The sequence below is a fragment of the Paenibacillus macerans genome (assembly GCF_900454495.1).
Classification (GTDB): Bacteria; Bacillota; Bacilli; order Paenibacillales; family Paenibacillaceae; genus Fontibacillus; species Fontibacillus macerans.
The window spans coordinates 4408382-4431653 of sequence record NZ_UGSI01000001.1; the positions used below are offsets into that span (position 1 = coordinate 4408382).

Annotated in this window: 19 protein-coding genes and 1 pseudogene; 7 read left to right on the forward strand and 13 right to left on the reverse strand. The window is 55.2% G+C overall.

Features of this window, described 5'->3' with window-relative positions; translation table 11 throughout:
- Nucleotides 1-58: 58 nt before the first annotated feature.
- The 5 genes from DYE26_RS19770 to DYE26_RS19790 all read right to left on the reverse strand — a co-directional run bounded on the left by DYE26_RS19770 (nt 59) and on the right by DYE26_RS19790 (nt 6672).
- On the reverse strand, nt 59-889 hold the full coding sequence (locus DYE26_RS19770) for a carbohydrate ABC transporter permease (protein ID WP_036626501.1): 831 nt from the start codon (nt 887-889) through the stop codon (nt 59-61).
- A gap of 24 nt (nt 890-913) precedes the next feature.
- On the reverse strand, nt 914-1789 hold the full coding sequence (locus tag DYE26_RS19775; RefSeq protein WP_036626503.1) for a carbohydrate ABC transporter permease: 876 nt from the start codon (nt 1787-1789) through the stop codon (nt 914-916).
- Between the two features lie 89 nt (nt 1790-1878).
- The gene (locus tag DYE26_RS19780; protein WP_036626506.1) at nt 1879-3168 is read right to left on the reverse strand and encodes an ABC transporter substrate-binding protein; all 1290 of its coding nucleotides are present in this window, start codon (nt 3166-3168) and stop codon (nt 1879-1881) included.
- A 435-nt stretch (nt 3169-3603) separates the two neighbouring features.
- Nucleotides 3604-4800, reverse strand: a complete 1197-nt coding sequence (locus DYE26_RS19785; protein WP_036626507.1) for a response regulator — start codon at nt 4798-4800, stop codon at nt 3604-3606.
- Between the two features lie 33 nt (nt 4801-4833).
- The gene (locus tag DYE26_RS19790; protein WP_051985739.1) at nt 4834-6672 is read right to left on the reverse strand and encodes a cache domain-containing sensor histidine kinase; all 1839 of its coding nucleotides are present in this window, start codon (nt 6670-6672) and stop codon (nt 4834-4836) included.
- A gap of 686 nt (nt 6673-7358) precedes the next feature.
- Here DYE26_RS19790 and DYE26_RS19795 point away from each other — a divergent pair.
- Genes DYE26_RS19795 through DYE26_RS19805 form a run of 3 tightly spaced genes read left to right on the forward strand, consistent with a single transcriptional unit; the run spans nt 7359 to nt 9013 of the window.
- On the forward strand, nt 7359-8213 hold the full coding sequence (locus DYE26_RS19795; RefSeq protein WP_036626508.1) for an SPFH domain-containing protein: 855 nt from the start codon (nt 7359-7361) through the stop codon (nt 8211-8213).
- Between the two features lie 16 nt (nt 8214-8229).
- A complete protein-coding gene (locus DYE26_RS19800; RefSeq protein ID WP_036626509.1) occupies nt 8230-8424 on the forward strand; it encodes a type II toxin-antitoxin system antitoxin in 195 nt (64 codons plus the stop codon).
- On the forward strand, nt 8411-9013 hold the full coding sequence (locus tag DYE26_RS19805) for a hypothetical protein (protein WP_036626510.1): 603 nt from the start codon (nt 8411-8413) through the stop codon (nt 9011-9013). Before DYE26_RS19800 ends, DYE26_RS19805 begins: the two co-directional genes overlap by 14 nt.
- Before the next feature lie 277 nt (nt 9014-9290).
- On the opposite strand, the gene DYE26_RS19810 is transcribed toward DYE26_RS19805, so the two are convergent.
- The 8 genes from DYE26_RS19810 to DYE26_RS19845 all read right to left on the reverse strand — a co-directional run bounded on the left by DYE26_RS19810 (nt 9291) and on the right by DYE26_RS19845 (nt 18132).
- The gene (locus DYE26_RS19810; protein ID WP_036626511.1) at nt 9291-11516 is read right to left on the reverse strand and encodes a heavy metal translocating P-type ATPase; all 2226 of its coding nucleotides are present in this window, start codon (nt 11514-11516) and stop codon (nt 9291-9293) included.
- 154 nt (nt 11517-11670) lie between these two features.
- On the reverse strand, nt 11671-11871 hold the full coding sequence (gene copZ, locus DYE26_RS19815) for a copper chaperone CopZ (RefSeq protein ID WP_036626512.1): 201 nt from the start codon (nt 11869-11871) through the stop codon (nt 11671-11673).
- Nucleotides 11872-11899: 28 nt separating this feature from the next.
- Nucleotides 11900-12271: a metal-sensitive transcriptional regulator gene (locus DYE26_RS19820; protein WP_036626513.1), complete on the reverse strand. Its 372-nt coding sequence runs from the start codon at nt 12269-12271 to the stop codon at nt 11900-11902.
- Nucleotides 12272-12857: 586 nt separating this feature from the next.
- Complete coding sequence (gene qoxD / locus DYE26_RS19825) at nt 12858-13142, reverse strand: cytochrome aa3 quinol oxidase subunit IV (RefSeq protein ID WP_036626514.1); 285 nt, start codon at nt 13140-13142, stop codon at nt 12858-12860.
- A gap of 1 nt (nt 13143) precedes the next feature.
- Complete coding sequence (qoxC, locus tag DYE26_RS19830) at nt 13144-13740, reverse strand: cytochrome aa3 quinol oxidase subunit III (RefSeq protein WP_036626515.1); 597 nt, start codon at nt 13738-13740, stop codon at nt 13144-13146.
- The gene (gene qoxB / locus DYE26_RS19835) at nt 13737-15707 is read right to left on the reverse strand and encodes a cytochrome aa3 quinol oxidase subunit I (RefSeq protein ID WP_036626517.1); all 1971 of its coding nucleotides are present in this window, start codon (nt 15705-15707) and stop codon (nt 13737-13739) included. Before qoxB ends, qoxC begins: the two co-directional genes overlap by 4 nt.
- A gap of 24 nt (nt 15708-15731) precedes the next feature.
- Nucleotides 15732-16694 (reverse strand): cytochrome aa3 quinol oxidase subunit II, encoded by a 963-nt coding sequence (gene qoxA, locus DYE26_RS19840; RefSeq protein ID WP_036626519.1) that lies wholly within the window; start codon nt 16692-16694, stop codon nt 15732-15734.
- 460 nt (nt 16695-17154) lie between these two features.
- Nucleotides 17155-18132, reverse strand: coding sequence for a diaminopimelate dehydrogenase (locus DYE26_RS19845; protein WP_036626521.1), 978 nt, complete (start codon nt 18130-18132; stop codon nt 17155-17157).
- Nucleotides 18133-18954: 822 nt separating this feature from the next.
- Between DYE26_RS19845 and DYE26_RS19850 the strand changes: the two genes are divergently transcribed.
- The 4 genes and pseudogenes from DYE26_RS19850 to DYE26_RS19860 all read left to right on the forward strand — a co-directional run.
- Nucleotides 18955-20772 (forward strand): copper resistance CopC/CopD family protein, encoded by a 1818-nt coding sequence (locus DYE26_RS19850; RefSeq protein WP_164815283.1) that lies wholly within the window; start codon nt 18955-18957, stop codon nt 20770-20772.
- A 43-nt stretch (nt 20773-20815) separates the two neighbouring features.
- Complete coding sequence (locus tag DYE26_RS19855) at nt 20816-21616, forward strand: YcnI family copper-binding membrane protein (RefSeq protein WP_036626525.1); 801 nt, start codon at nt 20816-20818, stop codon at nt 21614-21616.
- A gap of 115 nt (nt 21617-21731) precedes the next feature.
- Nucleotides 21732-21890, forward strand: coding sequence for a hypothetical protein (locus DYE26_RS33560; RefSeq protein WP_155621402.1), 159 nt, complete (start codon nt 21732-21734; stop codon nt 21888-21890).
- 95 nt (nt 21891-21985) lie between these two features.
- Nucleotides 21986-23219 (forward strand): annotated as a pseudogene (locus tag DYE26_RS19860) (MFS transporter); the annotation flags it as partial.
- Nucleotides 23220-23272 lie beyond the last annotated feature (53 nt).

A 23272-nucleotide genomic window follows, 5' to 3' on the forward strand; every position in this document is an offset into this window, starting at 1 on the left:
CAGATCCAATCCGTTCCGATCCGGTCGCTCGCTTGCTTTCTTACCTCCGCCCCGCTTTCTAACCCTTCACCGCTCCGGCCATCCCCGACACAAAGTATTTTTGGAAAAATAAATACACGGCCAAAATCGGCACGATCGAAATCAGCACCGCCGCGCTAAGCAGCGTATAGTTCGTGGAATGCTGCCCCTGGAACGTAAGCAAGCCCGCAGTAACCGGCTGCATCGAATCCTTCGTGATAAATATTTGCGCCAGCAAAAATTCATTCCAGGTGGACAGGAAGTCGAGAATCACCAGCGTGGCTATAGCCGGCATGGCAATCGGCAGAATAATGCGGAAAAACTTGCCCAGTTCCCCGCACCCGTCAATATACGCGGCCTCGTCCAGCTCCTTGGGAATGGAGCGGAGAAAGCCCCGCAGCACCATGATGCCGAAAGGAATGCCGAAGCCGATATATACGATAAAAATGCCGGGATACGTATTTGCCAATCCAAAGTGGTTCAGCATCATGTTCAGCGGCACCAGCGTAGCCTGGAACGGGATCATCATCCCGATCAGAAACATGGCAAACAGCGCGTTCGCCCATTTAAACCCCATCCGGGTCAACGCATACGCGGCCAGCGCCTCGACGAGAATGCCGAGCGGCACCTTCACGACCGAGATAAACAGGCTGTTGCCGATATAGGATTTCATCTTATCCCAGGCCTCGGCAAAATTGCTCCACGCCAGCGTCTCCGGCAAAGCGTACACGGGATTTTGCATCAAATCGGCATTGGATTTCAAAGCCGTCATGGCGATGAAAACAATCGGAATCAGAAAGATCACCGCCAGGCCAAACAGCAATATATAGGAAACTGCTCGCGAAGCGGCGGACTTTTGCGTTTCTTCCATCGGAGCCCCCCCTTTCCGTGAAAATCATACGTGAGATTTCCGGTTTGTGTAATATACGTAAGGAATGATCACGACCATCGCGACAAACACAAGGAACCAGGAAATGGCCGAGCCCACGCCGATGTTGTTGAATTTGAAGGTCTGATAATACATCCAGGAAGACAGCACCTGCGTGCTTTGGGCCGGTCCTCCCGCCGTCATGCCGTAGATGATGTCATATACTTTCATGGCGTTAACCATCGTGGTCGCAAAAACGATCACAAAGGTTTCGCTAAGCAGCGGAATCGTGATAAAGCGGAAAGATTGGAACGGCTTCGCCCCATCGATGAGCGCCGCTTCATAGCAGTCCTTCGGGATGCTCTGCAGCCCGGCGAGAAACAGCACCATCGGCAGCCCCACGCCCTGCCACACCGCGGCGACGAACACGGCGTACAGCGCCGTTTTCGGATCGGCCAGCCAAGGATGGGCCAGACTGCCAAGCCCGATCCCCTCAAGCACCGTGTTGATGAACCCCCTCGTCGGATGGTAAAGCCAAGTCCACATGAGCGCAACGATGATGCCCGACAAAACAAAGGGAAAATAAAATACGCTGCGAAAAATCGATCTGCCCTTCAAACTCCTGTTGAGCAGCAGCGCCAGCAGCAAGCCGAGGCCGATAATGATCGTCAGCGAACCGATCAGCCATAGCACGTTATTTTTTAACGCGGTTCCAAATACCGTATCTTCCGTTAATAGATAAATATAGTTTTGCAGGCCGACAAATTTTTTCTCGGGAGAAATTCCGTTCCAGCTGTACAAGCTAAGCTGCAGTGTGTATAGAGAAGGTATGACAATAACCACAAGATAAATGAGCAGCGCCGGCAGCAAAAATGTCCACGGCTTCCAAGCCTTCAGTCTCATAAGCGCCTCCCTCCAAGTCTGGTAAACGGCTTTCAGGGCGCGGCCGGCAGGCCGCTTCCCTGAAAGCTTGTCACCAAACGCCTATTGTTCTAGTTGTTTTTATACGACTCGGCGGCTTTCTGAATTTCCTTGGCCGCCTGCTCAGGCGTCCATTCGTTCAGCACGACGGCATCCTGGGCTTCGAACAGCTTCTGCACCACCGTCTGCGGCAAAGCCTGGTCCGCGATCAGGAAGTTGCCTTCCCCGATCATCCCGGCCATTTCGGAAGTGTGCGGCGACTGCGCGGATGTTTTGAACTGCTTCAGGGCCGGCGAACCGTACTGGTCGATATACTGATCCACAACTTCTTGACCGGTAATATATTCGCCCAGTTTTACGGCAGCTTCCTGCACCTTCGGATCGGAGCTTCCGTTGATTTGGAACATTTCCGCAAAGCTGGACATCCGCACCGGCTGCTGATCGTTCGGGAATTTAAAGATGCCGAACTGATTCGGATCGGCCCCCGCCTGGGCAAAGCTCAGATCAACCCATGCCCCCTCCAGCGCAAAACCTTGCTGCGCACTGTAAAGCGGCGTCTCCGCTTCCTGCGGGTCCAGCGTAATGAAGCCTTTTTCGAAATAACCTTTATCGGACCATTCCTTCAGCTTGGCAAAAGTTTGCACCACGGCCGGGTCGTCCCAAGAAGCTTCCAAGGCGTTCAGCTTGTCATGGAGTTCCGCGCCGCCGTAAAGTTCGATCAGCTGCTCAACCCAACGCATCAGCATCCAGCCGCCCTTGCCGCCGACGGCAAAAGGTGTAATCCCACCCTCCTTCATCGTTTGCAGTTGGCCTTCAAACTCGGCGAACGTGGTTGGCGGAGTCAGGTTTAATTTGGTATACAGCTCTTTCGGATAAAATACCCCCAGCGAAGCAAGATGGAACGGTACGCCCGTGATTTTCCCGTCGAATTTGACCAGGTCGAGCGCCGCGGGGTTGTAGATTTCGTCCCATTTATGCTCGGCCGCGATTTGGGTCAAATCCATGGTGAGACCGTTTTCAGGATAAAATGAACCAAGCGACCCGCCCCAAGTAAACCACATGTCCGGCAGCGTCTTTGAAGCGGCGGCCACCTTCAACGATTCCTTCAGCGGATCGGTGCCGTAGAAGGTGGGCTCCACCTTGATGTCCGGATTTTTGCTCTCGAACTCTTTGATGATCGGTTCCAAATAAGCCTGTTGATCATTCAGCACCCAGATGGTCACGGCCGTCTGGGGCTTCTCGCCTCCCGCCCCGTTTCCCGCGGCGGCATTCTTCGATCCGGCGCCTCCTCCGCAGGCCGATAACATCAATACGATCGCCGTCATCGCCGCCAGTACCGCAGTTAAGCGTTTTTTTTGCATAAGCGTCCCCCCGTTATATGTGATGTAAGTTTCAAGAGGTTGTTCAAAAAGTCATCTTTTGATCACGAAGTAGACTCATGGAGCTTAATCGACATCGAATCTTGAATTCAGCCGAGCCAAGCGAATGCTTCCGAAGCATGTTTCCTACGGAAACATTTCAGTTGCTCACGTACCCAAAACGTACGCTCCGCTCCTTACGTCCCTAGCTTCATCCAACCTTCTCGGTGCTGAAAACCTGACTTTTTGAACTCGCACTCTAAGTAAACCAGCACTCCGCTTGTTTACCTGCTTTAAGTCTACTATCCGAGGGCCGCAGCCGGGTATAAGCGGCGTTTGTCATTTCGTACACTTCGCGTACGCATTATGGCCGTCCGCCGCCTTTCAATGACGGTCCGATAGACGAATCCTGTTTTTTGGTATCTTTTTTTGCACTAACTAACGGTTCCGGTATTCCAACGGGGTCATCCCCACCCGCTCTTTAAACAGCTTGCTGAAATAATGCGGATTCGTGTAGCTGAGGATTTCGGCGATTTCATACACCTTTTTGTTCGTTTCCCGCAGCAGCTTCTGGGCGTAGATGATTTTGTTGCGGATCACGTATTCGCTGAAGCTTTCGCCCACTTCCCTCAGAAAAATGCGGCTTAAATAACCCGGGCTGATCGGAATGGAGTCCGCCACCTTCTGCAGCGTAATATCCTCCAGCAGGTGGCCATCCACATATTCCTTCGCCAGGCGGATATGCAAACTGTCGCTCTGCTGGTTCACCGGAAACTTCAATTCGGCTTCCAGGTAAGCCTCGGGAATATGCTGCGGGTCCCCGTAAACGGAGCTAAAGGAATAGACGATCGAGGCGTTGAGCAGCTCGAAGATTTTGCTCCGCAGCCGCTCCAGGTACTGCTCCCTGCCGCAGCGGCCGCCCGCCCCCGACTTCGGCACGGCCGGCGCCAGCCAGATGATTTCCCGGCGGCCCCGGTGAAAGACGAGTCCGCCAAAGTCCCGGCCCACGTATTCTTCGATCAGATATCGGATCGAGATGAATTTCAGATGATCCTTGGCTTCCCCCGCAGCGATTTGATCCGCGGCATCGCCCCGCAGGCGGATAGCGGCAAGCCACAGCCCTTGGGACAGCGATCCTTCCGGCGCAAGCTCCGGCACCAGCATTTCCCGCGGATAAGTGTACGTATCAAGCAGGGAAATCAGCCAAGCGTTGCGCTCCTCCTCCGGCCATGCCGGGAGCGTCCTGGACGTGTTTTGCTCCAGCAGCTTGACCGCTTTTTGCAGCGCCCCTTTCACTTCCTCCTCGTCCATGGTGGGCTTGTGGAGATAATCGAGCGCGTTTAGGCGAATCGCTTCCTTGACATAAGGGAAATCGTCATAACTGCTCAAATAGATCATTTGGATATGCTGCGGCCAATGGCTGCGGATATAGCGCCCCAGCTCGATCCCGTCCATGCCCGGCATGCGGATATCGGTCATCACGATATGGATCTCCTCCGACTCCAGCACTTTCACCGCCTCCTCGCCGTTGGCGGCTTCAGCTTTCCAGCACACGCCCTGCGCCTCCCAATCCACCATATACCGCAGCCCCATTCTGACGATGGGTTCGTCCTCCACAACTAGCAGATTCCACATTTCTAATCCCCCTTTTCAAGTCCCCCATTTTAGCTACTCAGTCCCCGGCTTCATCCAGCCTTCCCGGTCCTGAAAACCCGGCTTTTTGAACTCGCGCTTCAACGGTTTATAGGGTATTGTCATGATCACGGCGGTCCCCGGCTCCAAGCGTTGAACGGCAAGGCCGTATTCTCTGCCGAACCACAGCCGGATGCGGTCGTTGACGTTGTTGATGCCGATATGGGAGGCTTCGTCCCCGGACCGCTCCTCCAGCAGGCGCGCGATCTGCTCCTCCGCGATCCCGACTCCGTCATCTTTGATTTCAAGGCAAAGCTTGCGGCGGTCACGCTCCAGCAGCGAAACCGTTACGCGGATCGCCAGCTTGCGGTCCAGTCCCCGGGAACCGTGAAAAATGGCATTCTCCAATATCGGCTGAAGCAGCATCGCCGGTACCCCCGCGTCCAGCAATTCTTCAGGCACGTCCCACTCGACGGCAAACGTATTGGTGTAGCGCAGATCCATTAATTGCTCGTAATCCCGCAGCAGTTCGATCTCCTTGGACAAGGGCATGAGCTCATCGTTCAGCTTTAGATAGGATTGGAGCAAACGGTTCAGGGCATGGATCAGCTTGGCGATTTGCGGGGACTGCTGCAACATGGCCAGCATCCGGATCGAATTGAGCGTGTTGTACAAAAAATGCGGCTGAATCCTCACCCGCAGCGCGTACAGCTCGGCCTTTCGCTTCTGCCGCTCCTTCTCCGCGATCGATTGGACCAGCTCGTCCAGCCGCCTGACCATACGCGCGTAACTCAAGTGCAGCTGCCCGATTTCGTCATACCGGGTCGGCGCTTCCAGAACCTCGAATTTCCCGGTCTCGACGCTCCGCATGGAGCGGATCAGCCGGTTGATCGGGCGCGAAAGATTGCCGGCAAGCAGCCAGGATACGAGCGCCGAGGCCACCGTCAAAAGGGCGGCGATCACAAGCGTATATTTGCGTATGGTGTTGCTGCCCTGCAGGATCACCTGCTGGTTTTTGCCCACGTAGATCGTCCAGCCCAAATAATTGTTTTTTCTCACCACACCGCTGTATTTTACCCTCCGGTTATCGACCTTGCTCTCCGCCGTCCAGACGCCGCCGCTCGCGCCTGCGTCAAGCGGACGTTCCAGCAGACGCGCGGCAACTTGTTCATCCGAAGCGTAGATCAGCCGATGATTCGCGTCGACGACGGTCACAGCGGTATCCTGCAGCCCGGAGGAATCGATGATATTTTCGATGAAATCGGGAGAAATATGAATGGCGATCACCGCGAGCGGACGCATTTCCTCGTCCAGCAGCATTCTCGATACGGTGACGGCCTCGAACGATCCCCCTTCGAATTGCCCCACCTCATGCAAGCCCGAAACGACGAAGCCGCCTTTCTTCTCCAACGCCTCTTGATACCAGTCTTCCTGCTTCACGTCGTAGGCCCGGTTGATCGAGGAACTTCCACTGAGCTGATACCCGCTGATCCGGCCGTTGTTGCCGTACAGAACCATCGCTTTAATCGATTTGTTAATCGAAGGATACGCGCTCATTAAACGAATCAGCTGCCGCTGCGCGTTCAGCTCGGCCGACCCCCAGTCCTCTTCGGGAACGTAAGGCCGATTAAAAATTGTAAACGCTTCCGGCATATAGTAAGGCAAAATGCTGAAACGGTCGAAATCGCTGACTTGTTTCTGAATCGCCGAAATCAACTGTCCGGCAATAACCTGCAGATCCTGCTCCGTCCGCATCATCAAGGTTTCCGAAGACTTCCGGTAGGCGATCGTTCCCACCAGAAGCACCGGCAGGCTGCTGACGACGATAAGCACGAGCAACAATTTTCTTTGATAAGATAAGCGCTTCCAAAACATGACTTCAACCCCCAGCTGTCAAAAGATATCCCGATCTTATCATAGAAAAGGAACAACGATACTCCCGAGCCGATCCCTCCAGCATGTTATCCCCCATGCTGAGGGCTAAAAAGCTAAACCAAACAGCCCATTCAACACTAAACAAAACCACATATTTTAGTTCAAAACATAATTACGACCTAAAAATACAATTAATACGACGATTAGTCAATCATTATTCCTTAATTTAAGTATATATACAAGGATAAACAACTAAATAGTTTAGCGGCCCAACTTTTACGGCATGAGATTGACAAGCAGGCGTTGATAAAACTAGCGATTCTAACGGTTGCCATAACCACTATTTGTTCCAGAAGCATTGATTTCAAATTGTAACGGATGCCATAGCGTTTATTTCACTGAAATCCGGCTATTTTTGCTTAGAATCAGGCAAATACCGGCGATCACAACCGTTAGAATTTAGAAAAGGTCTTTTTTTGGCAAATAGCCGCTGTACAACCCTTAGATTTTCGGCGGGCGATAGTATCGCTCGAAAACCAGAACTTTTCGGGAATTCTGGAAATTATCAGGGATACTTGTTGTTATCAGCCCTTTTTTAAAATGCGCAATTTACATTTTATTGTAAAAGTGATATCATAACAATATCGATACAATATGACTCTATTATTTTGAAGGAGTGTTCCCGTATGTATAAGGAAAAAGAAATGTCTTATTTGAACGGTTTTGCCGCCTTGCTGTTTATCCTGGCACTCGCGGCCGCCGGCGTCTATTTGATCTCGCTTTCCGGCGCGCTGCCCGTGATTGGCGGAATCGCCGCCTGCGCCATCGCCTTCGTGCTGCTCACCGGCCTTACGATTGTACAGCCGAACCAGGCGGCCGTCGTGACTTTTTTCGGACGTTATCTCGGCGTCATTCGCAAAAGCGGATTATACCTGGCCGTCCCGCTCTCAAGCCGCCGGAAGGTTTCGCTGCGCGTACGCAATTTCAATAGCGCGAAGCTGAAGGTCAACGACGTGAACGGCAACCCGATCGAAATCGCAACCGTCGTTGTTTTTGCGGTCGTCGATTCGGCGAAAGCCTTGTTTGAGGTCGATGAATACGAAACGTTCGTGGAAATTCAGAGCGAAGCGGCCCTGCGCCACGTCGCCAGCAAGTACCCTTACGACCAGCCGGACACGGCAAGCTTCTCCCTGCGCGGCAATACCGAAGAAATCGCGGTGGAGCTGACCGATGAACTGCAAAACCGGCTGGCGATCGCCGGCGTTAAAGTGATTGAAACGCGCCTCACCCATTTGGCGTATTCGACCGAAATCGCCAGCGCCATGCTGCAGCGGCAGCAGGCCGAAGCCATCATCGCCGCGCGCGAGAAAATCGTCGACGGCGCCGTCACGATGGTGCAGATGGCGATCGAACGCCTGCAGGCGGGCCAGGTCGTGGAGCTGGACGATGAGCGCAAAGCCGCGATGATCAACAACCTGCTCGTTGCCGTCGTTTCCGACCGTTCCGCCCAGCCGGTCATCAACACAAGCACGCTTTACTAAAAGGGCGCCAATCATAATGGCCAGCAAAAAAAGCTTCCCTCTTCGCCTTGACCCGATCCTGTATCAAGCTTTGGAACGCTGGGCAGCGGACGAATTCCGAAGCGTAAACGGTCATATCGAATACCTGCTGCGGGAAGCGTTGCGCCGTGAAGGCAGGCTGCCCTCAAACCGGGCGCCGGGCAAAGAGGAGGAGAAGCATGACGCAGACTAAACAGATTCGCAAACCGTGGTGGGAGTCCAAATCGGCAGCGCTTTTGAAGGAATTTGCCAAAACCGGCGGAGGCACGTACGCGGCCGCGAAACTTCATGGGCTGAAATATACGAGACAGCATGTGCGCGTTAGACTTCCCCACGAGCTTGGGCAATGCATCGTCACCTTGGCCGACCCCAGCTCCAGTTCCTCCGGCCAAGCGCATGTTATCGGCATAAAATACAGCTACCGGCCCCGCCGCAAGCTGGAGTTCGATCTTTGCTCCGCCAAACGCCCGGCGCCCGGCTTGCTTTCCGGGCGTTTGCGGCCTGCCGCGCTGCCCGATTCCGCCTTGAACAAGCGGTTCCGCGCGCGGGCGTCGCACCCCGGCCTGCTGCGCCCCGTCCTCAAGCAGGACGGCCTGGCCGAGGCGCTGGAACTGCATCCGGGTACGCACATCAAGCTCCGGCTCAAAGCGCACGAAGCGTCGCTAAGTTTTTCGGAAAGTGTCAAACACCCCGATGTGCCTGCGCTCGCCAGCAGTGTGCAGCTCATGAAACTGCTTATCCAAGGGCTTTATGAGCAAGGGGTCATTTATGAAAAACCATAACCTGATTACCATAGAAAATAACGCCGGCGGCGCCTCCGCTCCCCCGGTTGCATGTCTTCATGTTTTATAGCAGCTTGTTCACCGTATTCGCTAGATTCCAGCGATCTAAGCGGCATAAGCTTATTACCCGCGCCCCTCTCATTGGAGAAATTCCAATAGATTGGCGGATACTGAACAACAAGCCCCAGGCGAAGCCGATATGGAACGGCTATCGCTTGGGGCTTGTTAATACCAATCTCCTTCAGTTTCCTGCTTTGGCCCAGCCAACTGCCCAGGCTTACAGCTTCACTCTTTGCAGGCGCAGCGCGTTCAGCACCACGGAGACCGAGCTGAGGGCCATCGCCGCGCCGGCGAGCCAAGGAGCGAGGAAGCCCGCGGCCGCCACCGGGATGCCGATCGTGTTGTAAGCGAGCGCCCAGAACAGGTTCTGCTTGATATTGCCCATCGTGCGCTTGCTCATCGCGATCGCGTCCGGCACGCCCTCAAGGTCGCCGCGCATCAGCGTCACGTCGGCCGCCTCCATGGCCACATCGGTGCCCGTGCCGATGGCGATACCGACATCGGCCACGGCCAGCGCCGGAGCGTCGTTGATGCCGTCGCCGACCATCGCCACCTTCAGGCCGCGCTCCTGCAGCTTTTTGACTTCGGCGGCTTTGCCTTCCGGCAGCACCTCGGCGAGCACCTCGTCGATGCCGACCTCGGCGGCGATCGCCTTCGCCGTGCGTTCATTGTCGCCGGTGATCATGACCACGTGAAGCCCCATCGCCTTCAGCCGCGCCACCGCGGCTTTGGACGTGTCCTTCACGGTATCGCTCACGGCGACCATGCCGGCGTAGACGCCGTCCGCCGCGATGAGCAGCACGGTGTTGCCGGCGGCTTCGAGCGCCGCCATCTCCGGCAGCGCGGCGGAGACATCGACGCCTTCCCGCGCCATCAGACGGCGCGTGCCGGCGAGCACCCGGCGGCCAAGTACGGCCGCCGTAATGCCATGCCCCGGCACCGCCTCAAAGGCGGTCGCCTCGGGCAGATCCAGGCCGCGCGCCCGCGCCCCGGCAACGACCGCATCCGCGAGCGGATGCTCGGAGCTGCGCTCGGCGGCGCCCACGAGCCGGAGCAGTTTCGCCTCGTCCCAGCCCCCGGCCGGGACGATTTGCCGCAGCTCCGGCTGCCCCCGCGTGATCGTGCCGGTCTTATCCAGCACGATCGCGTCGAGCCCTTGGGCGGTCTCGAGATGCTCGCCGCCCTTGAACAGGATGCCGTACTCCGCGGCCCGCCCGGAACCGGCCATAATCGACGTCGGCGTCGCCAGTCCGAGCGCGCAAGGGCAGGCGATCACGAGCACGGCGATCGCTTTTTCCAGCGCTTCCGCAAAGCTGCCCGGCGCCACCAGGAAGAACCACACCAAAAACGTTACCACGGCGATCCCGACGACGATCGGCACGAAAATCCCGGAGATCACGTCCGCCACCCGCTGGATCGGCGCCTTCGACCCTTGGGCCTCTTCGACGACGCGGATGATTTGCGCCAGCGCCGTATCCCTGCCGACCTTGGAGGCCTCAACACGCAGCACGCCGTGTTTGTTCACGGTTGCCCCGATAACCGGATCGCCTGCTTTTTTCTCGACCGGAATGCTCTCCCCCGTCAGCATCGATTCGTCCACCGCAGACGAGCCGCCGGCCACGATACCGTCTACGGGTATTTTTTCGCCCGGCTTTACGATCAGCAGGTCGCCCGGAACAACCGCCTCGATCGGCACGACCGTCTCCACGCCGTCTTTGACGACAAGCGCTGTCTTGGCCTGCAGCCCCATCAGCGTTTTGATCGCCTGCGAGGAACGCCCTTTAGCCAGCGCTTCGAACCATTTGCCGAGCAAGATCAGCGTGATCAGGATCGAACTCGTCTCATAATACAGCTGGGGGGTATGCCCGTGCGGCATACTCAAGGCGTCCAGGCTCAAATATAGACTGTAAAAATACGCCGCCGACGTGCCGAGCGCGACCAGCAAATCCATGTTGGCGCTGCGGCTGCGCAGCGCCTTGTACGCGCCGACGTAAAAACCTCGCCCAATAATGAACTGTACCGGAGTTGCCAGCGCCAGCTGGAACCAGGGGTTCATGAACAGCTCCGGCGTCCAGATCCACGAGGTGAAGGAAAAATGCCCGGCCATCGCCCACAGCAGCGGTAAGGCCAACACTGCCGACACGATCAGCTTGTTTCTCTGCTTGCGGATCTCCCGGGCCCGGATGTCCTCCGACTCCTGCTCCGAAGGTTTGGGAATGGCTCCGTATCCGAGTTTGCTAACTTTATCGATGATTTGCTCCAGCGATACTTCCCCCGGCTCATATGTCACCTGGGCCGTCTCCAGCGCCAGGTTCACGTTCGCCTGCTCCACGCCGGGAAGCCGGTTTAGCCCTTTTTCGATCCGGGCCGCGCAGGCGGCACAGGTCATGCCGGTGATTTGCAGCGTCGCTTGATCGTTTGGGGCCGACAGTGCTTTTTCCATAGCGATTCCTCCATGTTTGTTTGCATTTTCGCCTTCGAAATACCCCCATGGGGTATATTTCGGCGACAGAAAAGTGTCCCGCCCATTCCGAGCCTGATCGTACGGGTTTTCCGCATCAGACTCGCAGCGGTTTGCTTCAACTTAGACTTTTGAATTAAACAACGTCGTATCCCTGTTCTTCAATCGCTTCCTTGATTTGATCCACCGTCACTTTGCTTTCATCAAAAGAAACTTCGACTTTTTTGCCCGCCAGATCGACCTTGCCTGTGGCGCCCAATCCCGCAACGGCTCCTTCCACCGACTTGACGCAATGATTGCACGACATGCCTTCCACGTTCAACGTAATATTTTGCATGATTCCTGCCTCCTAAATTTTTGATAATTTACTTCATTAACTTATTGACCGTCACCAGCAGCTCATCCACCACTTCCGTCTCGCCGGCTTGAATCCGTTCGATGACGCAGCTTCTCATATGTCCCTCGAGCAACAGCCGGCCGACGCTGTTGAGCGCGGACTGGACGGCGGCAATCTGATTCAGAACATCGTCACAGTAAGTATCTCTTTCGATCAGCCCTTTGATTCCGCGAATTTGCCCTTCGATCCGGTTCAATCGGCTGGTCAGGTTGCTTTTCAAGGCTTCGGAATGGTGGCTTCGCCGAACCGTTTTGCCCGCGGTTTTGCCCTCAGCTTTGCCCTCGTTCTGCACTCCGTGGTCTTCACAATGGTGTGTATGTTCCTGAACATTGTCCGCCATACGTCTTCTCCTTTCAAACCAGCATAACTTGTTGTGGCAAACTCATTATAATATACCCCCACGGGGTATGTAAAGAGGTGGTTGCAAATTTTCCGGCTTGCCCTGTTCCGCTGCACTTCACGCTCATTTCCTAGTTTGTTCATAATTCAAGCCTGCTACCGGCAAAAAGGGGACGTTCGATCAAAGCTTCACGAAATGCAAAAGTGCAGGCGAATTTCGTCGAAACTCCACGAAACAGGTGGCTCAAATGTAATGAAAGTGCAGTTCATCCCCAGCTATACAACCATATTTTACCATATTCGCTTTAACCAACTGCATTTTTGCATCTCATGCGCCTTGGTAGCAAGATCATGCGCAATATGAAGTGCACTTTTGCACTTGAACCTCGTAACGCGACTCTTGTCACGGCAAAGACTTCTTATCATCATTAGCGTTTCTCATCATCACTAAGCGCTCCTTATCAATGCCAACCGCTTGACGACGCCCCGGCTAAACCCGTCGCCTGCGCTTACTATTCCCGCAATAACAAGCAAAAAACCCGCCGCCACTTGTAAAGCGGCAAACGGGTTTTTCTTCATTCATCTTTTTATTGATAACCCCAAATCATCGCAAACAAGGTGCCGAAAACGGTGACCAGGCCGACGAACAGGGCGTAACCGATGTTGGTGAACAGCGCGGTTTTTGTGCCGCCCTCGCTGATATGCATGAACAGGAACAGCTGCAGTGACATTTGGATCGCCGCGCAAATGAGCAGGATCGTGAGTCCCACCGCCATCGGCATATCCCAGAAAACTACCGACAACGCCACAACGGACAGAATCAGCGAAAATACATATCCCATGACGTGCTGAACAGGAAAGAGCTTTTTCATGTCACATCATTCCTTTCAAATAAACGAAGCTGAAGATGAAGATCCAGACGACGTCGAGGAAGTGCCAATACAGCGAGAAAATAAACGATTTGTTCGCAGTATCCAGCGTAAAGCCTTCGCGTTTCACCTGAATCATCAACCCGGTGCCCCACAAGAGGCCCAGCGTCACGTGGGCGCCGTGCGTGCCGAGCAGAACGAACAAGCTGGACAGGAAGGCGCTCGTTTGCAGCGTCGCCCCTTCACCAACGTACGTCACGAACTCGGTAATTTCCACGCCGAGGAAGCCGAGGCCTAGCAGCAGCGTGATGATGAAGAAGGACATAAACGCCTTTTTCATCCCGAGCCGCATGCTGTGTACCGCCAGCCCGCAGGTGAAGCTGCTGGTCAGCAGCAGGAACGTTTCGGCGAGCACCGGCCCAATTTCGAAAATTTCTTTCCCGTCCGGGCCGCTGCCCGTACGGTTCCACAGCGTGAGGTAAACGGCAAACAACGTACAGAACAGCACGATTTCCGCGCCCAGGAACAGCCAGAAGCCGAAGATCCGATTGCTGTTCTCTTCCGTCTGGTATTCAAGCGGCAAAGAATGATCTATTTTCATGCGTGTTCACCCCGCAATCCTGCTTCCGATTCTTTTCGCATCAAGGCTTCTTCGGTTTTTTTGATTTCCTTGACCGGAATGTGGCGTCCATGATCGCGCTCGAACGAACGCACCGCCAGCATGACGATTACGCCAAGGCCGGCAATGATCGCCGGAATCCACCAGCTGAATACCATGAAAAATCCGAAGAAGAAGAAGATAATCCCCAAAATAATCGGCTGCCCGCTGTTGTTCGGCATATGAATCTCTTCAATTTTACCGTTGTACAGCGGCTTGCCGGTTTTCTTCGCTTTCCAGAACGGATCAAGATCGTCCACTTCAGGCACCACCGCAAAGTTGTACTCCGGCACCGGACTGTGCGTGCTCCATTCCAAAGTGCGCGCGTTCCAAGGGTCGCCGGTTTTGTCTCTTTCGGCGTACCGGAAGCTCCAGTAAATGTTGTAGACCAGCACGATGAAGCCAATCGCCAAACCGACGGCGCCGATCGAGGCGATCAAGTTCAGCGGACCGAAGCCGGTGCTTTCCGAATACGTGTACATCCGCCGCGTCATGCCTTTGAGTCCCAGGAAGAACAGCGGCATAAAAGTGACGTTGAAGCTGATCGCGATAATCCAGAAGGCCAGCTTGCCCTGGCGTTCGTTCAGCCGGAACCCGAACAATTTCGGGAACCAGTAGTAGAAGCCCGCGATCACGGCAAACACGGTACCCGGAATCAGCACGTAGTGGAAGTGGGCCACCAGGAACATCGTGTTATGGTATTGATAGTCGGCGCTCGCCATCGCCAGCATGACGCCGGTGACGCCGCCGATCGTAAAGATCGGAATAAAGGCGAGCGAATACAGCATCGGCGTCGTAAATTCGATCCGCCCTTTGCGGAGCGTAAACAGCCAGTTGAAGATTTTGACCCCGGTCGGAACCGCAATCGCCATTGTCGTAATCGAAAACACGCCGTTGACCATCACGCCATGGCCCATCGTATAGAAGTGGTGCGCCCATACGATAAACGACAGCAGCGAAATGACGACCATACTGAAGACCATCGATTTGTAGCCGTACAGGTTTTTACGCGAAAACGTCGAAATGATTTCACTATAAATCCCGAATGCGGGCAGAATAACGATATATACTTCCGGATGGCCCCAGACCCAGAACAGGTTGGCCCAGAGCATATCCATCCCGCCGTTGGCCATCGTAAAGAACTGCGAGCCGAACAGCCGGTCGAACATCATGAGCGCCAGCGCCACGGTCAGCACCGGGAAAGCGAACATAATAATGACGCAGGTAACCAGAACCGACCAGGTAAACATCGGCATTTTCATCAGCGTCATGCCTGGGGCGCGCATTTTCAAAATCGTGGCGACAAAATTGACACCGGTTGCCAGCGTACCGATACCGGCAATCTGCAAGGCGATCGCGTAGTAGTTATTCCCTACCGTCGGGCTGAACTCGATGCTGGCCAGCGGGAAATAAGCGGTCCAGCCGGCATCCGGGGAGCCCCCGATGACGAAGGAGATGTTAAACAGCATCGCTCCGGCGAAAAACAGCCAAAAACTGACGGCGTTCAGCCGCGGGAACGCGACGTCGCGGGCGCCGATTTGCAGCGGTATCACGACGTTCATCAGCCCGATGACAAACGGCATCGCCATAAACAGGATCATGATAACCCCGTGCGTCGTAAAAATTTCATTGTAGTGCTGCGCGTCAAGAAGTCCGTTTTCCGGGACTGCCAGCTGCCCCCGCATCAGGAGCGCGTCCACGCCGCCGCGGAACAGCATCAGCAGGGCGCAGATGATATACATGATCCCGATGCGCTTGTGGTCCACGGTCGTCAACCATTCGCGCCACAGGTAGCCCCACTTTTTAAAATAGGTTAACCCGATGAGAATTGCCAGCGACGCGACAACGATGCTGACCATGGCGCCGTAAATCATCGGTTCCCCAGTGACGAAAAATTCGTCCCATTTCATGATAAGCTACTCCCTTCCCGTTGATTAGTTATGCGTCGAATGATCCATCGAAGAGTCGTTCATGTCCGACATGTCCATGCCGGGCATATCCATCCCGGAGTGGTCCATTTCTTCGGAACCCGTCGCACCTTCCTCCGAGCCGCCGTGATGATGCCCGGCGTTTTCGCCCTCCGGAGCCGGTTTGAACGACAGATGCGTGGACGAATACGATTTGCGGCCGACAAATTCCGTGTTCAGCAAGGAATCAAATTCCTGTTCCGTCAGCGCAGGTGCCGTCGTTTTTACTTCCTCCACCCATTTGTCGTACTCGGAAGGAGACATCGCCAATGCTTCAAATTCCATATGGGCGAAGCCTTCGCCGGAGAAGTTGGAGTTTTTGCCCATATAAGAGCCCTCATGCTCGGCAACGAGGTTAAGCTTGTTGACCATGTCGCTCATCGCGTATTTCTGGCCGCCCAGCTGCGGAACCCAGAAGCTTGTAATCGGCCCGTAAGAATACAGGCGGAATTCCACCGGACGGTGCGTCGGGATATTCACGTAGTTTACCGTTTCAATGCCTTCCTCCGGATAACTGAAATGCCATTTCCAGTTGGAGGACGCCGCGTAGATCACCAGCGGTTTCTGATCCTCATAGCCTGCCGGCACCTTTTCCACGGCGGCCGTACTGCGGACCGTCACGACCGACAACACCGCAACGATGATGATCGGGATGGTGATCCAGGTGATTTCCAGCCATTTGCTGCCTTCCTCATGCGGCGGCTCATAATCCGCAGGCAATTTGGAAGCACGGTATTTCGACAGCATGTAGATGTACAGAACATAAACAACAAGCAAAATAAACGCCATCGTAATAATAGAGAAAATAATGACGTCAGATTGGGTCTTGGCCACCGGCCCTTTCGGATTCAAAACCGTTAACGAATCGCATCCGGTCAGCAGCGCAAGAAGGGCTGAAAATACTACGAGCAGCAACCCTTTCCTTTTCATAGGACACCGATACCCCTTTCTTCATTGTGAACCTTCGTTATGAACGTTTTGAACGTTGTGAACGCCATCACGAACAAACCGTGACAGCTATCGTCTTTCAGCTAATTTAATGTTAGGGAAGGGAACAGCGAATAACAATTCATAGAGATAGTCAATTATGTAAAATATTTCTATTTTTGAGTGTGATAATAGTCCTTTACACCTCTAGCAATCCCAATTAAAGCTCGTTTTCGGCGAAATTCCGGCAAAAAACGCGATTTTGATAAATGTTCACAATGGGGGCTTGTTCTCGAATAGTTCGCAAAATTGTCATAATAGTTTTGATTATTCGTGATTTTATTCACATTATTCTCGCTTTTGCCTTCTTTGCTAACGCCGCAAAAAAAGGCCGCCCTCAGGATCTTTCAAGATCCGCAAGGACAGCCTGTTCTTATTTTTCGTACTTTTTTTGTTTAACGCACTACAGCAATTCTTTGCGAAGCTGCTCCGGCGATTTCGGCGACAGCAGACCGAACGGGATATCGAATACGGTTTTCGCTCCCGACTCCCCGGCTTGCGACAGCTTGTACACCGCGCGGGCATATGCTACGAGCACGCTGGCCGTAAACTCCGGGTTGCTGTCCAGCTTCAGACCGAACTCAATCAGCTGGGTGCTGTCCTTGCCCGTCCGTCCGCTTCTCAGCACCATACCTCCATGCGGCATCGTGGAATGGTTTGCTTTAAGCTCTTCTTCGCTGATGAAATGAACGGTAGTGTCATAATCCGAAAAATAGTTCGGCATCGTTTTGATCTCATGCTCGATTTTGGCCAGGTCGGCCCCTGCTTCGGCAACGACATAGCATTCGCGCAAATGCTTCTCGCGCGTGGTCAGTTCCGGATTCTCGCCTTTGCGGACACGTTCGACCGCCGCTTCTACCGGGATCGTGTATTGCTTGCCATCTTTGACGCCCGCAACGCGCCGGATCGCATCGGAGTGGCCTTGGCTAACCCCTTTGCCCCAGAACGTGTACTCTTTGCCTTCCGGCAGCACGGCTTCGGCAAGCAGCCGGTTCAAGGAGAACAAGCCCGGATCCCATCCCGTGGAAATCACGCTGACCGTTCCGGCCTTCGTCGCCGCTTCGTTGACTTTTTCGAAATATTCAGGGATTTTGGCATGCGTGTCAAAGCTGTCGACCGTATTGAACAAGGCCGCCAGTTCCGGTCCTTGCTCCGGCAAATCCGTGGCCGAACCGCCGCAAAGAATGAGCACGTCAATGTCGCCTTTATATTTTTCGATTTCGGAAATGTGCACGACGCCGCCGGCCGCCGCCACCTCATCCGGTTTTCTTCTTGAAAAAATAGCTTGCAGTTGGAAATCGGGATTCTGCTTTAGCGCCAATTCCACACCCCGTCCCAAATTTCCGTATCCTACGATACCCGCTTTGATCTTCGTTGCCACTTGCCTTCCTCCTCCAAATGTAGACTCTTACCCATTGTAGCTTACCCTTGGCCTATTTTAAATAGTTAACACGTAAAGTTAGCATGTAATTTATTGTTCCGGCTCAAAACTAGAACGGCGCTTCACAAAACAATCGGGCGTAATTCCTCGCCCTGATCCGTTCAGCCTTACGGCACGGGTGAAACTTGGACCGAACTTCCACAGGCCAGCGGGCCGCCGCCGAACACCAAAACAAGAGTCCGCCGATCAGCCGGCGGTGCTCTTGTTTTGCGCCGTATTTTGCCGTATTGCAAAGTATTACGTGGCATTACGCAAGAGTATCCGCAACAACCAGGTTGCCAGAAAGTAACTCCAACAAAAAAAAAGGACATTAAGTGTCTTTATTTCGGCGATCCCGTCCATTTGAGAGAAATAGAGGCATTTTATGTCGCTATTTTCTTAAGATCGCAAGGAATGCCCGCATTATGGACCATGTATAGGAAAATAAGTACATAAAATTCCGCTAATGGGGATACACATGCTAGGTTTCGGATAATAAGCACATAAAGTGTCGCTATTTTAAGTGCCCCTATTTTGCAGGGGGACGGTTAGCCGTTCCAATTAGCAGGCAGTCAGGCTGGTAAACGCTGATTTGGAGCTTGACCCATCGTTTAGACTGGAGAACAGGCCCACTTGAACCTTCACACAATCGACAAAAAATCAGGTCAGGGTTAGTCCCATATAGCCCGTTATAGTCATATTCAAGTTTTGACAACTATTGTAAAATAGTATTTATTGTGAAATTTATCATTGACTTTTTTTGATAAAGGCAGGGGGATGAAGTTGAAATCACGATGGTGCAAATGGGCCTTGCTTATGGGGTTGGCGTGTTTCGTTGTGCTGGGCATCCGCCCTTCCGCCGTGCTGGCCCATGCCTACGTCGTTTCCTCGGCGCCTGCGGCGGATGAGACGCTGGACGAGGCGCCAAGCTCCGTCCGGATCGAGTTTAACGAGCCGATCGAAGCAAGCTTTTACGAGTTGGACGTGATCGGGCCGTCCGGCATTAGCGAGGCGGCGGGCGAGCCTGTGTTCGATCCGGAGCAGCCGACTCGGCTAAGCGTTGAGCTGAAGCCGGATCTGCCGGAGGGAGTGTACGCGGCCAAATGGAGAGTCGTTTCCGGCGATGGACACCCCGTCTCCGGGACGATTTCTTTTCAAATCGGGCAAGGGGCTGCAAACAGCGTACCCCAGCACAGCGCAGCCGATCAGCGCAGCTTTCCCGGCTGGAGCCTGCTGGCGGTCCGTTGGCTGTTTTACGGCGGCATGGCCTTGTATTTGGGAACTCTTGCGTTCCACTTATGGCTGCTGCCAGCCGGAAAACGAACAAGTGTGGTGCCGGAACGGCTAAAACGGCGCAGCCGTATGGCACTGCTGCTCGGATACGCCGCGGCCGCGGCCGGCGTTCTGCTTAGCCTGCCGCAGCAAACCGCCAGCGATGCCGGTGGCGGCTGGAGCAATGCGTTCGATCCCGACAGACTGCGGGAGGCGCTGACTTACACGAGCTTTGGCGAGATCTGGGAGTACCAGGCCGTGCTGCTCGCCGTATTGCTTGCGGCAACTATACTCCTCCTGCGCACCTTCAGCAACAAGGCCTGCCCGGGCAGGCTGCTCCTTGCCCTCGCTTTCGCGGCCGGCCTTGGCCTGCTGCTCGCCAAGGCTTTTATCGGCCATGCGGCCACGGCCTCGGTGAAGTCCGCCGCCGTCACGGCGGACTTTCTGCACTTGGCCGCCGGGCTGATCTGGCTCGGCGGCGTGGGCGCGCTGGCGTTTTTGCTGCCGGCCGCTGCCGCCCGGCCGAAGCCGCTGCCGGCGGAGGCCCTCGCCGGAACGGCACGCGAACCTGCGCCAGCGCCGGACCCGGGCGCGGCAACCGGCGGCTTGTTCGGCAGGTCGGACGCCCCGCCCTCGGCTACCGCCGCGGATTCGCCGCAACAACCGCTTTATTGGCGCGCGGTCCGGCGCTTCTCAATGCTGGCCGCCGGCTGCGTCGCCGTCCTGATAGTTACCGCCGTATACGGAAGCCTGCTTCATGTGCCTACCTGGTACGCGCTTTTTCATACGGACTACGGCAAGGTGCTGCTGGCGAAAATACTGCTGACCCTGGTTTGCCTGGCGCTGGGGCTGTCGGCCTTTCTGCGCGGACGCAAGCCCTCCCGGCCGCTGGGAGCCGGGGTTTGGACGGAATTCGCCCTCGGCTTGGCCGTTCTCGTGCTGGCGGCGCTGCTGGCCAATCTGCCGACCGCCGCGGCCAACCCCGGACCGGCCAAGCTGACGAACCAGTTCCCGGACGGGTCGCGCGTGACGATCAACATTACGCCCAATCTTGTGGGAGCCAATACGTTCCGTGCGGAAATCGTCGGGTCTGACGGCCAGCCCCGCCGGGATATTGAACAAGTTACGCTGACGTTAACCTCCAAAGAAATGGATATGGGCGCCCGGGAAATCAGATTCTCCGGCCAGCAGCTTGGCAGCGATCCGCCCCAAGCTCAGGCTGACGGGATCATTACGATGGGCGGCCGCTGGAATGTCCGCGTCCATATCCTGCTGAAATCGCTGGACACCCTGGATTACGATACGGAGCTGCGGGTCGGTAGTAAATAATCCACTAAATCATTAATGCAATGAACAAAAGGAGAGGATCAACATGTTTAGAGCCATTCCATTACGTATAAACCGTCTATGGTTCGCTGTCGCTTCAGCGGCCGCGGCCACCCTGCTTTTCGGCGGCGTCGCCAGCGCGCATGTGACCGTCAGTCCCGGAGCATCCGCCCCCGGGGCCTGGCAAACCTACACCATCAAGGTCCCCGTCGAAAAGGACATCCCCACGGTCAAGGTTGCGCTAAAAATACCGGACGGCGTTGAGTTCAAGCAATACCGGCCAATTCCGGATTGGGACGTTGAACTGACCAAAAACGATGCCGGCGCCGTGACGGCGGTCACCTGGTCCGCCGAGGACGGCGGAATCGGGCCCGGTGAATTCCAGCAATTCGACTTCGTGGCCAAAAACCCCGACAAGGCGGCCGAAGTGGCTTGGGACGCCTTCCAGTATTATAGCGACGGCAGCGTGGTGGAATGGACCGGCGGCGAAGGCGCCGATTATCCGCATTCGCTGACGGTAATCAGCGCGGAAGCTAGAGGCGCGGCGAACGCCGATGCCGGTCACGGCCACGACAGCAACGCGGGCAGCGCGAGCGGCGCGCCTGAAGGCGCAGGCACTGGGGCAAGCGGCGACGGTGCAAACGGTGCCGGGAACGCGAACGCCGGGAAAGCTGGCGCCCAAAGCGGCAGCACCAACGCGGACGCAGCCGCCGCCAACTCCGCCGCGGCGCAAAACTCCGGCACGTCCGGGCTTGAAACGGCAACTCTGGTGGTCTCCATCGCCGCCCTGCTCGTATCGCTGGCCGCATTGTGGCTCACCCTCCGCTCTAAGCGGAAACCGGCTTGACCGTTGGCGCTGCGCCATGAACCTTTGCTGCTTCACGGCCAGATAATTTAGTTGTATTCTCATGAAGCAGTCACTATAATTTTGTATTAACAATATGGAGAGGAGGCGAAAAGCGATGAGAACGGTATTTGCACCTGCTTATACGGAATTATCTGTAAAAAAATCCGGCAAATCGGGCTTTAACGGGACCCGTCTGCCCATTTTCCAGCAGCGTTTTTACGTCCAACCTTATACCAAGCCCGGGCCGGGATCGCTTTTTGCCGCCTTGCTGTAAATCCGAATAAACGCGGAAGCAAAACCAGGCGCCGGCTTACGGCGCCTTTTTGTATGCATATTAACATATTGGAGTGAGAGACCTGAGCAAAAAAAGCGCTAATACTGGCGATCGGAGTGCCATTTTACGGGCGAATGTCGGATTACTTCGAGCTCAAGAAGCTGTTTGCTTTCGCCGTATCGGTCCTGTCGTTGGGAAGTTTGCTTTGCGCTCTCGCCCCGAACCTGCCCCTCCTCGTTTTGGGGCGGATGGTTCAAGGCACCGGGATGTCGGCTATCCCGGTTCTGTCCGCCATCACCATTTCAAAAGTGTTTTCACCGGCAAAACGAGGGGCGGCGCTTGGCGTCATAGCCGGATCCATTGGGGTCGGCACCGCGGGAGGCCCGATTTTCGGCGGCGTCGTCGGTCAATGGCTAGGCTGGCAGTCGCTGTTCTGGTTTACGTTTCTGCTATCCGCAATGATCGTGATCGGTACGCTCCGCGTATTCCCGGCGATCCAACCGGAGACGGAAGCCGCACCGCGGCGAAATTTTGACCTGATCGGAGGAATATGGCTTGGACTTTCGGCCGGATTGCTTCTTTTTGGCGTGACCCAAGGTGAAGCTGCCGGTTTTGCTTCGTTTTCTTCCTTCGGCAGCCTGGGGGGGATCGCTTCTGGCTTTAGCGGGATTTATCCGGCGCATTGCCGCCGCAGAGCATCCATTTGTACCGCCGGCCTTGTTTAAAAACAGGTTTTATGTCAGCGCGGTAATTGTGATTTTCTTTGCGATGTTCGCTTATTTTGCCGTACTGGTTTTCGTTCCGCTGTTGGTTGTGGAGGTAAACGGACTTTCTCCGGGACAAGCGGGGATGATCCTATTGCCTGGAGGGGCGGCCGTGGCGGTTCTATCGCCGTTAGCGGGCCGTCTTTCAGCTATCTGGGGCAACAAACGGGTGATTATTTCCGGGGTGACGGTGATGGGGATTTCAACCTTTTACTTGTCCGCCTTTGCCGCAGGTGCTTCTTCCGTTTGGGTTTGTCTCGGCGTTATGGGCGTGGGAATCGCCTTTGCGCTTACGAATTCCCCCGCCAATGACACGGTCCTATCCGCGCTGGCCAAAGAACAGGCCGGTGTGGGCATGGGCATATTCCAGGGGGCTGTATACCTTGGGGCAGGTGTGGGAGCCGGCATGATCGGGGCTTTTATTTCCGCCCGCCGGGAAGCCGTGTATGCTCTGAATCCCCTGTACCTGCTGGACACCGTCTCTTATTCGGACGCCTTTTTGGCGGCGACCGCCAGCCTGTTTATTGCCTGGATAGCCGCCCTCGGCTTGCATCACGGTAAATAAAGCAAAAACTGCGGTATTCCAAGACTTCATGCCCGAAGCCTGGATGCCGCTGT

Excerpts from the sequence above, each read along its gene's own strand:
- DYE26_RS19770 (WP_036626501.1), bottom strand. The coding sequence starts at position 889 with ATGGAAGAAACGCAAAAGTCCGCCGCTTCGCGAGCAGTTTCCTATATA.
- DYE26_RS19775 (WP_036626503.1), bottom strand. The coding sequence starts at position 1,789 with ATGAGACTGAAGGCTTGGAAGCCGTGGACATTTTTGCTGCCGGCGCTG.
- DYE26_RS19780 (WP_036626506.1), bottom strand. The coding sequence starts at position 3,168 with ATGCAAAAAAAACGCTTAACTGCGGTACTGGCGGCGATGACGGCGATC.
- DYE26_RS19785 (WP_036626507.1), bottom strand. The coding sequence starts at position 4,800 with ATGTGGAATCTGCTAGTTGTGGAGGACGAACCCATCGTCAGAATGGGG.
- DYE26_RS19790 (WP_051985739.1), bottom strand. The coding sequence starts at position 6,672 with ATGTTTTGGAAGCGCTTATCTTATCAAAGAAAATTGTTGCTCGTGCTT.
- DYE26_RS19795 (WP_036626508.1), top strand. The coding sequence starts at position 7,359 with ATGTATAAGGAAAAAGAAATGTCTTATTTGAACGGTTTTGCCGCCTTG.
- DYE26_RS19800 (WP_036626509.1), top strand. The coding sequence starts at position 8,230 with ATGGCCAGCAAAAAAAGCTTCCCTCTTCGCCTTGACCCGATCCTGTAT.
- DYE26_RS19805 (WP_036626510.1), top strand. The coding sequence starts at position 8,411 with ATGACGCAGACTAAACAGATTCGCAAACCGTGGTGGGAGTCCAAATCG.
- DYE26_RS19810 (WP_036626511.1), bottom strand. The coding sequence starts at position 11,516 with ATGGAAAAAGCACTGTCGGCCCCAAACGATCAAGCGACGCTGCAAATC.
- copZ (WP_036626512.1), bottom strand. The coding sequence starts at position 11,871 with ATGCAAAATATTACGTTGAACGTGGAAGGCATGTCGTGCAATCATTGC.
- DYE26_RS19820 (WP_036626513.1), bottom strand. The coding sequence starts at position 12,271 with ATGGCGGACAATGTTCAGGAACATACACACCATTGTGAAGACCACGGA.
- qoxD (WP_036626514.1), bottom strand. The coding sequence starts at position 13,142 with ATGAAAAAGCTCTTTCCTGTTCAGCACGTCATGGGATATGTATTTTCG.
- qoxC (WP_036626515.1), bottom strand. The coding sequence starts at position 13,740 with ATGAAAATAGATCATTCTTTGCCGCTTGAATACCAGACGGAAGAGAAC.
- qoxB (WP_036626517.1), bottom strand. The coding sequence starts at position 15,707 with ATGAAATGGGACGAATTTTTCGTCACTGGGGAACCGATGATTTACGGC.
- qoxA (WP_036626519.1), bottom strand. The coding sequence starts at position 16,694 with ATGAAAAGGAAAGGGTTGCTGCTCGTAGTATTTTCAGCCCTTCTTGCG.
- DYE26_RS19855 (WP_036626525.1), top strand. The coding sequence starts at position 20,816 with ATGTTTAGAGCCATTCCATTACGTATAAACCGTCTATGGTTCGCTGTC.
- DYE26_RS33560 (WP_155621402.1), top strand. The coding sequence starts at position 21,732 with ATGAGAACGGTATTTGCACCTGCTTATACGGAATTATCTGTAAAAAAA.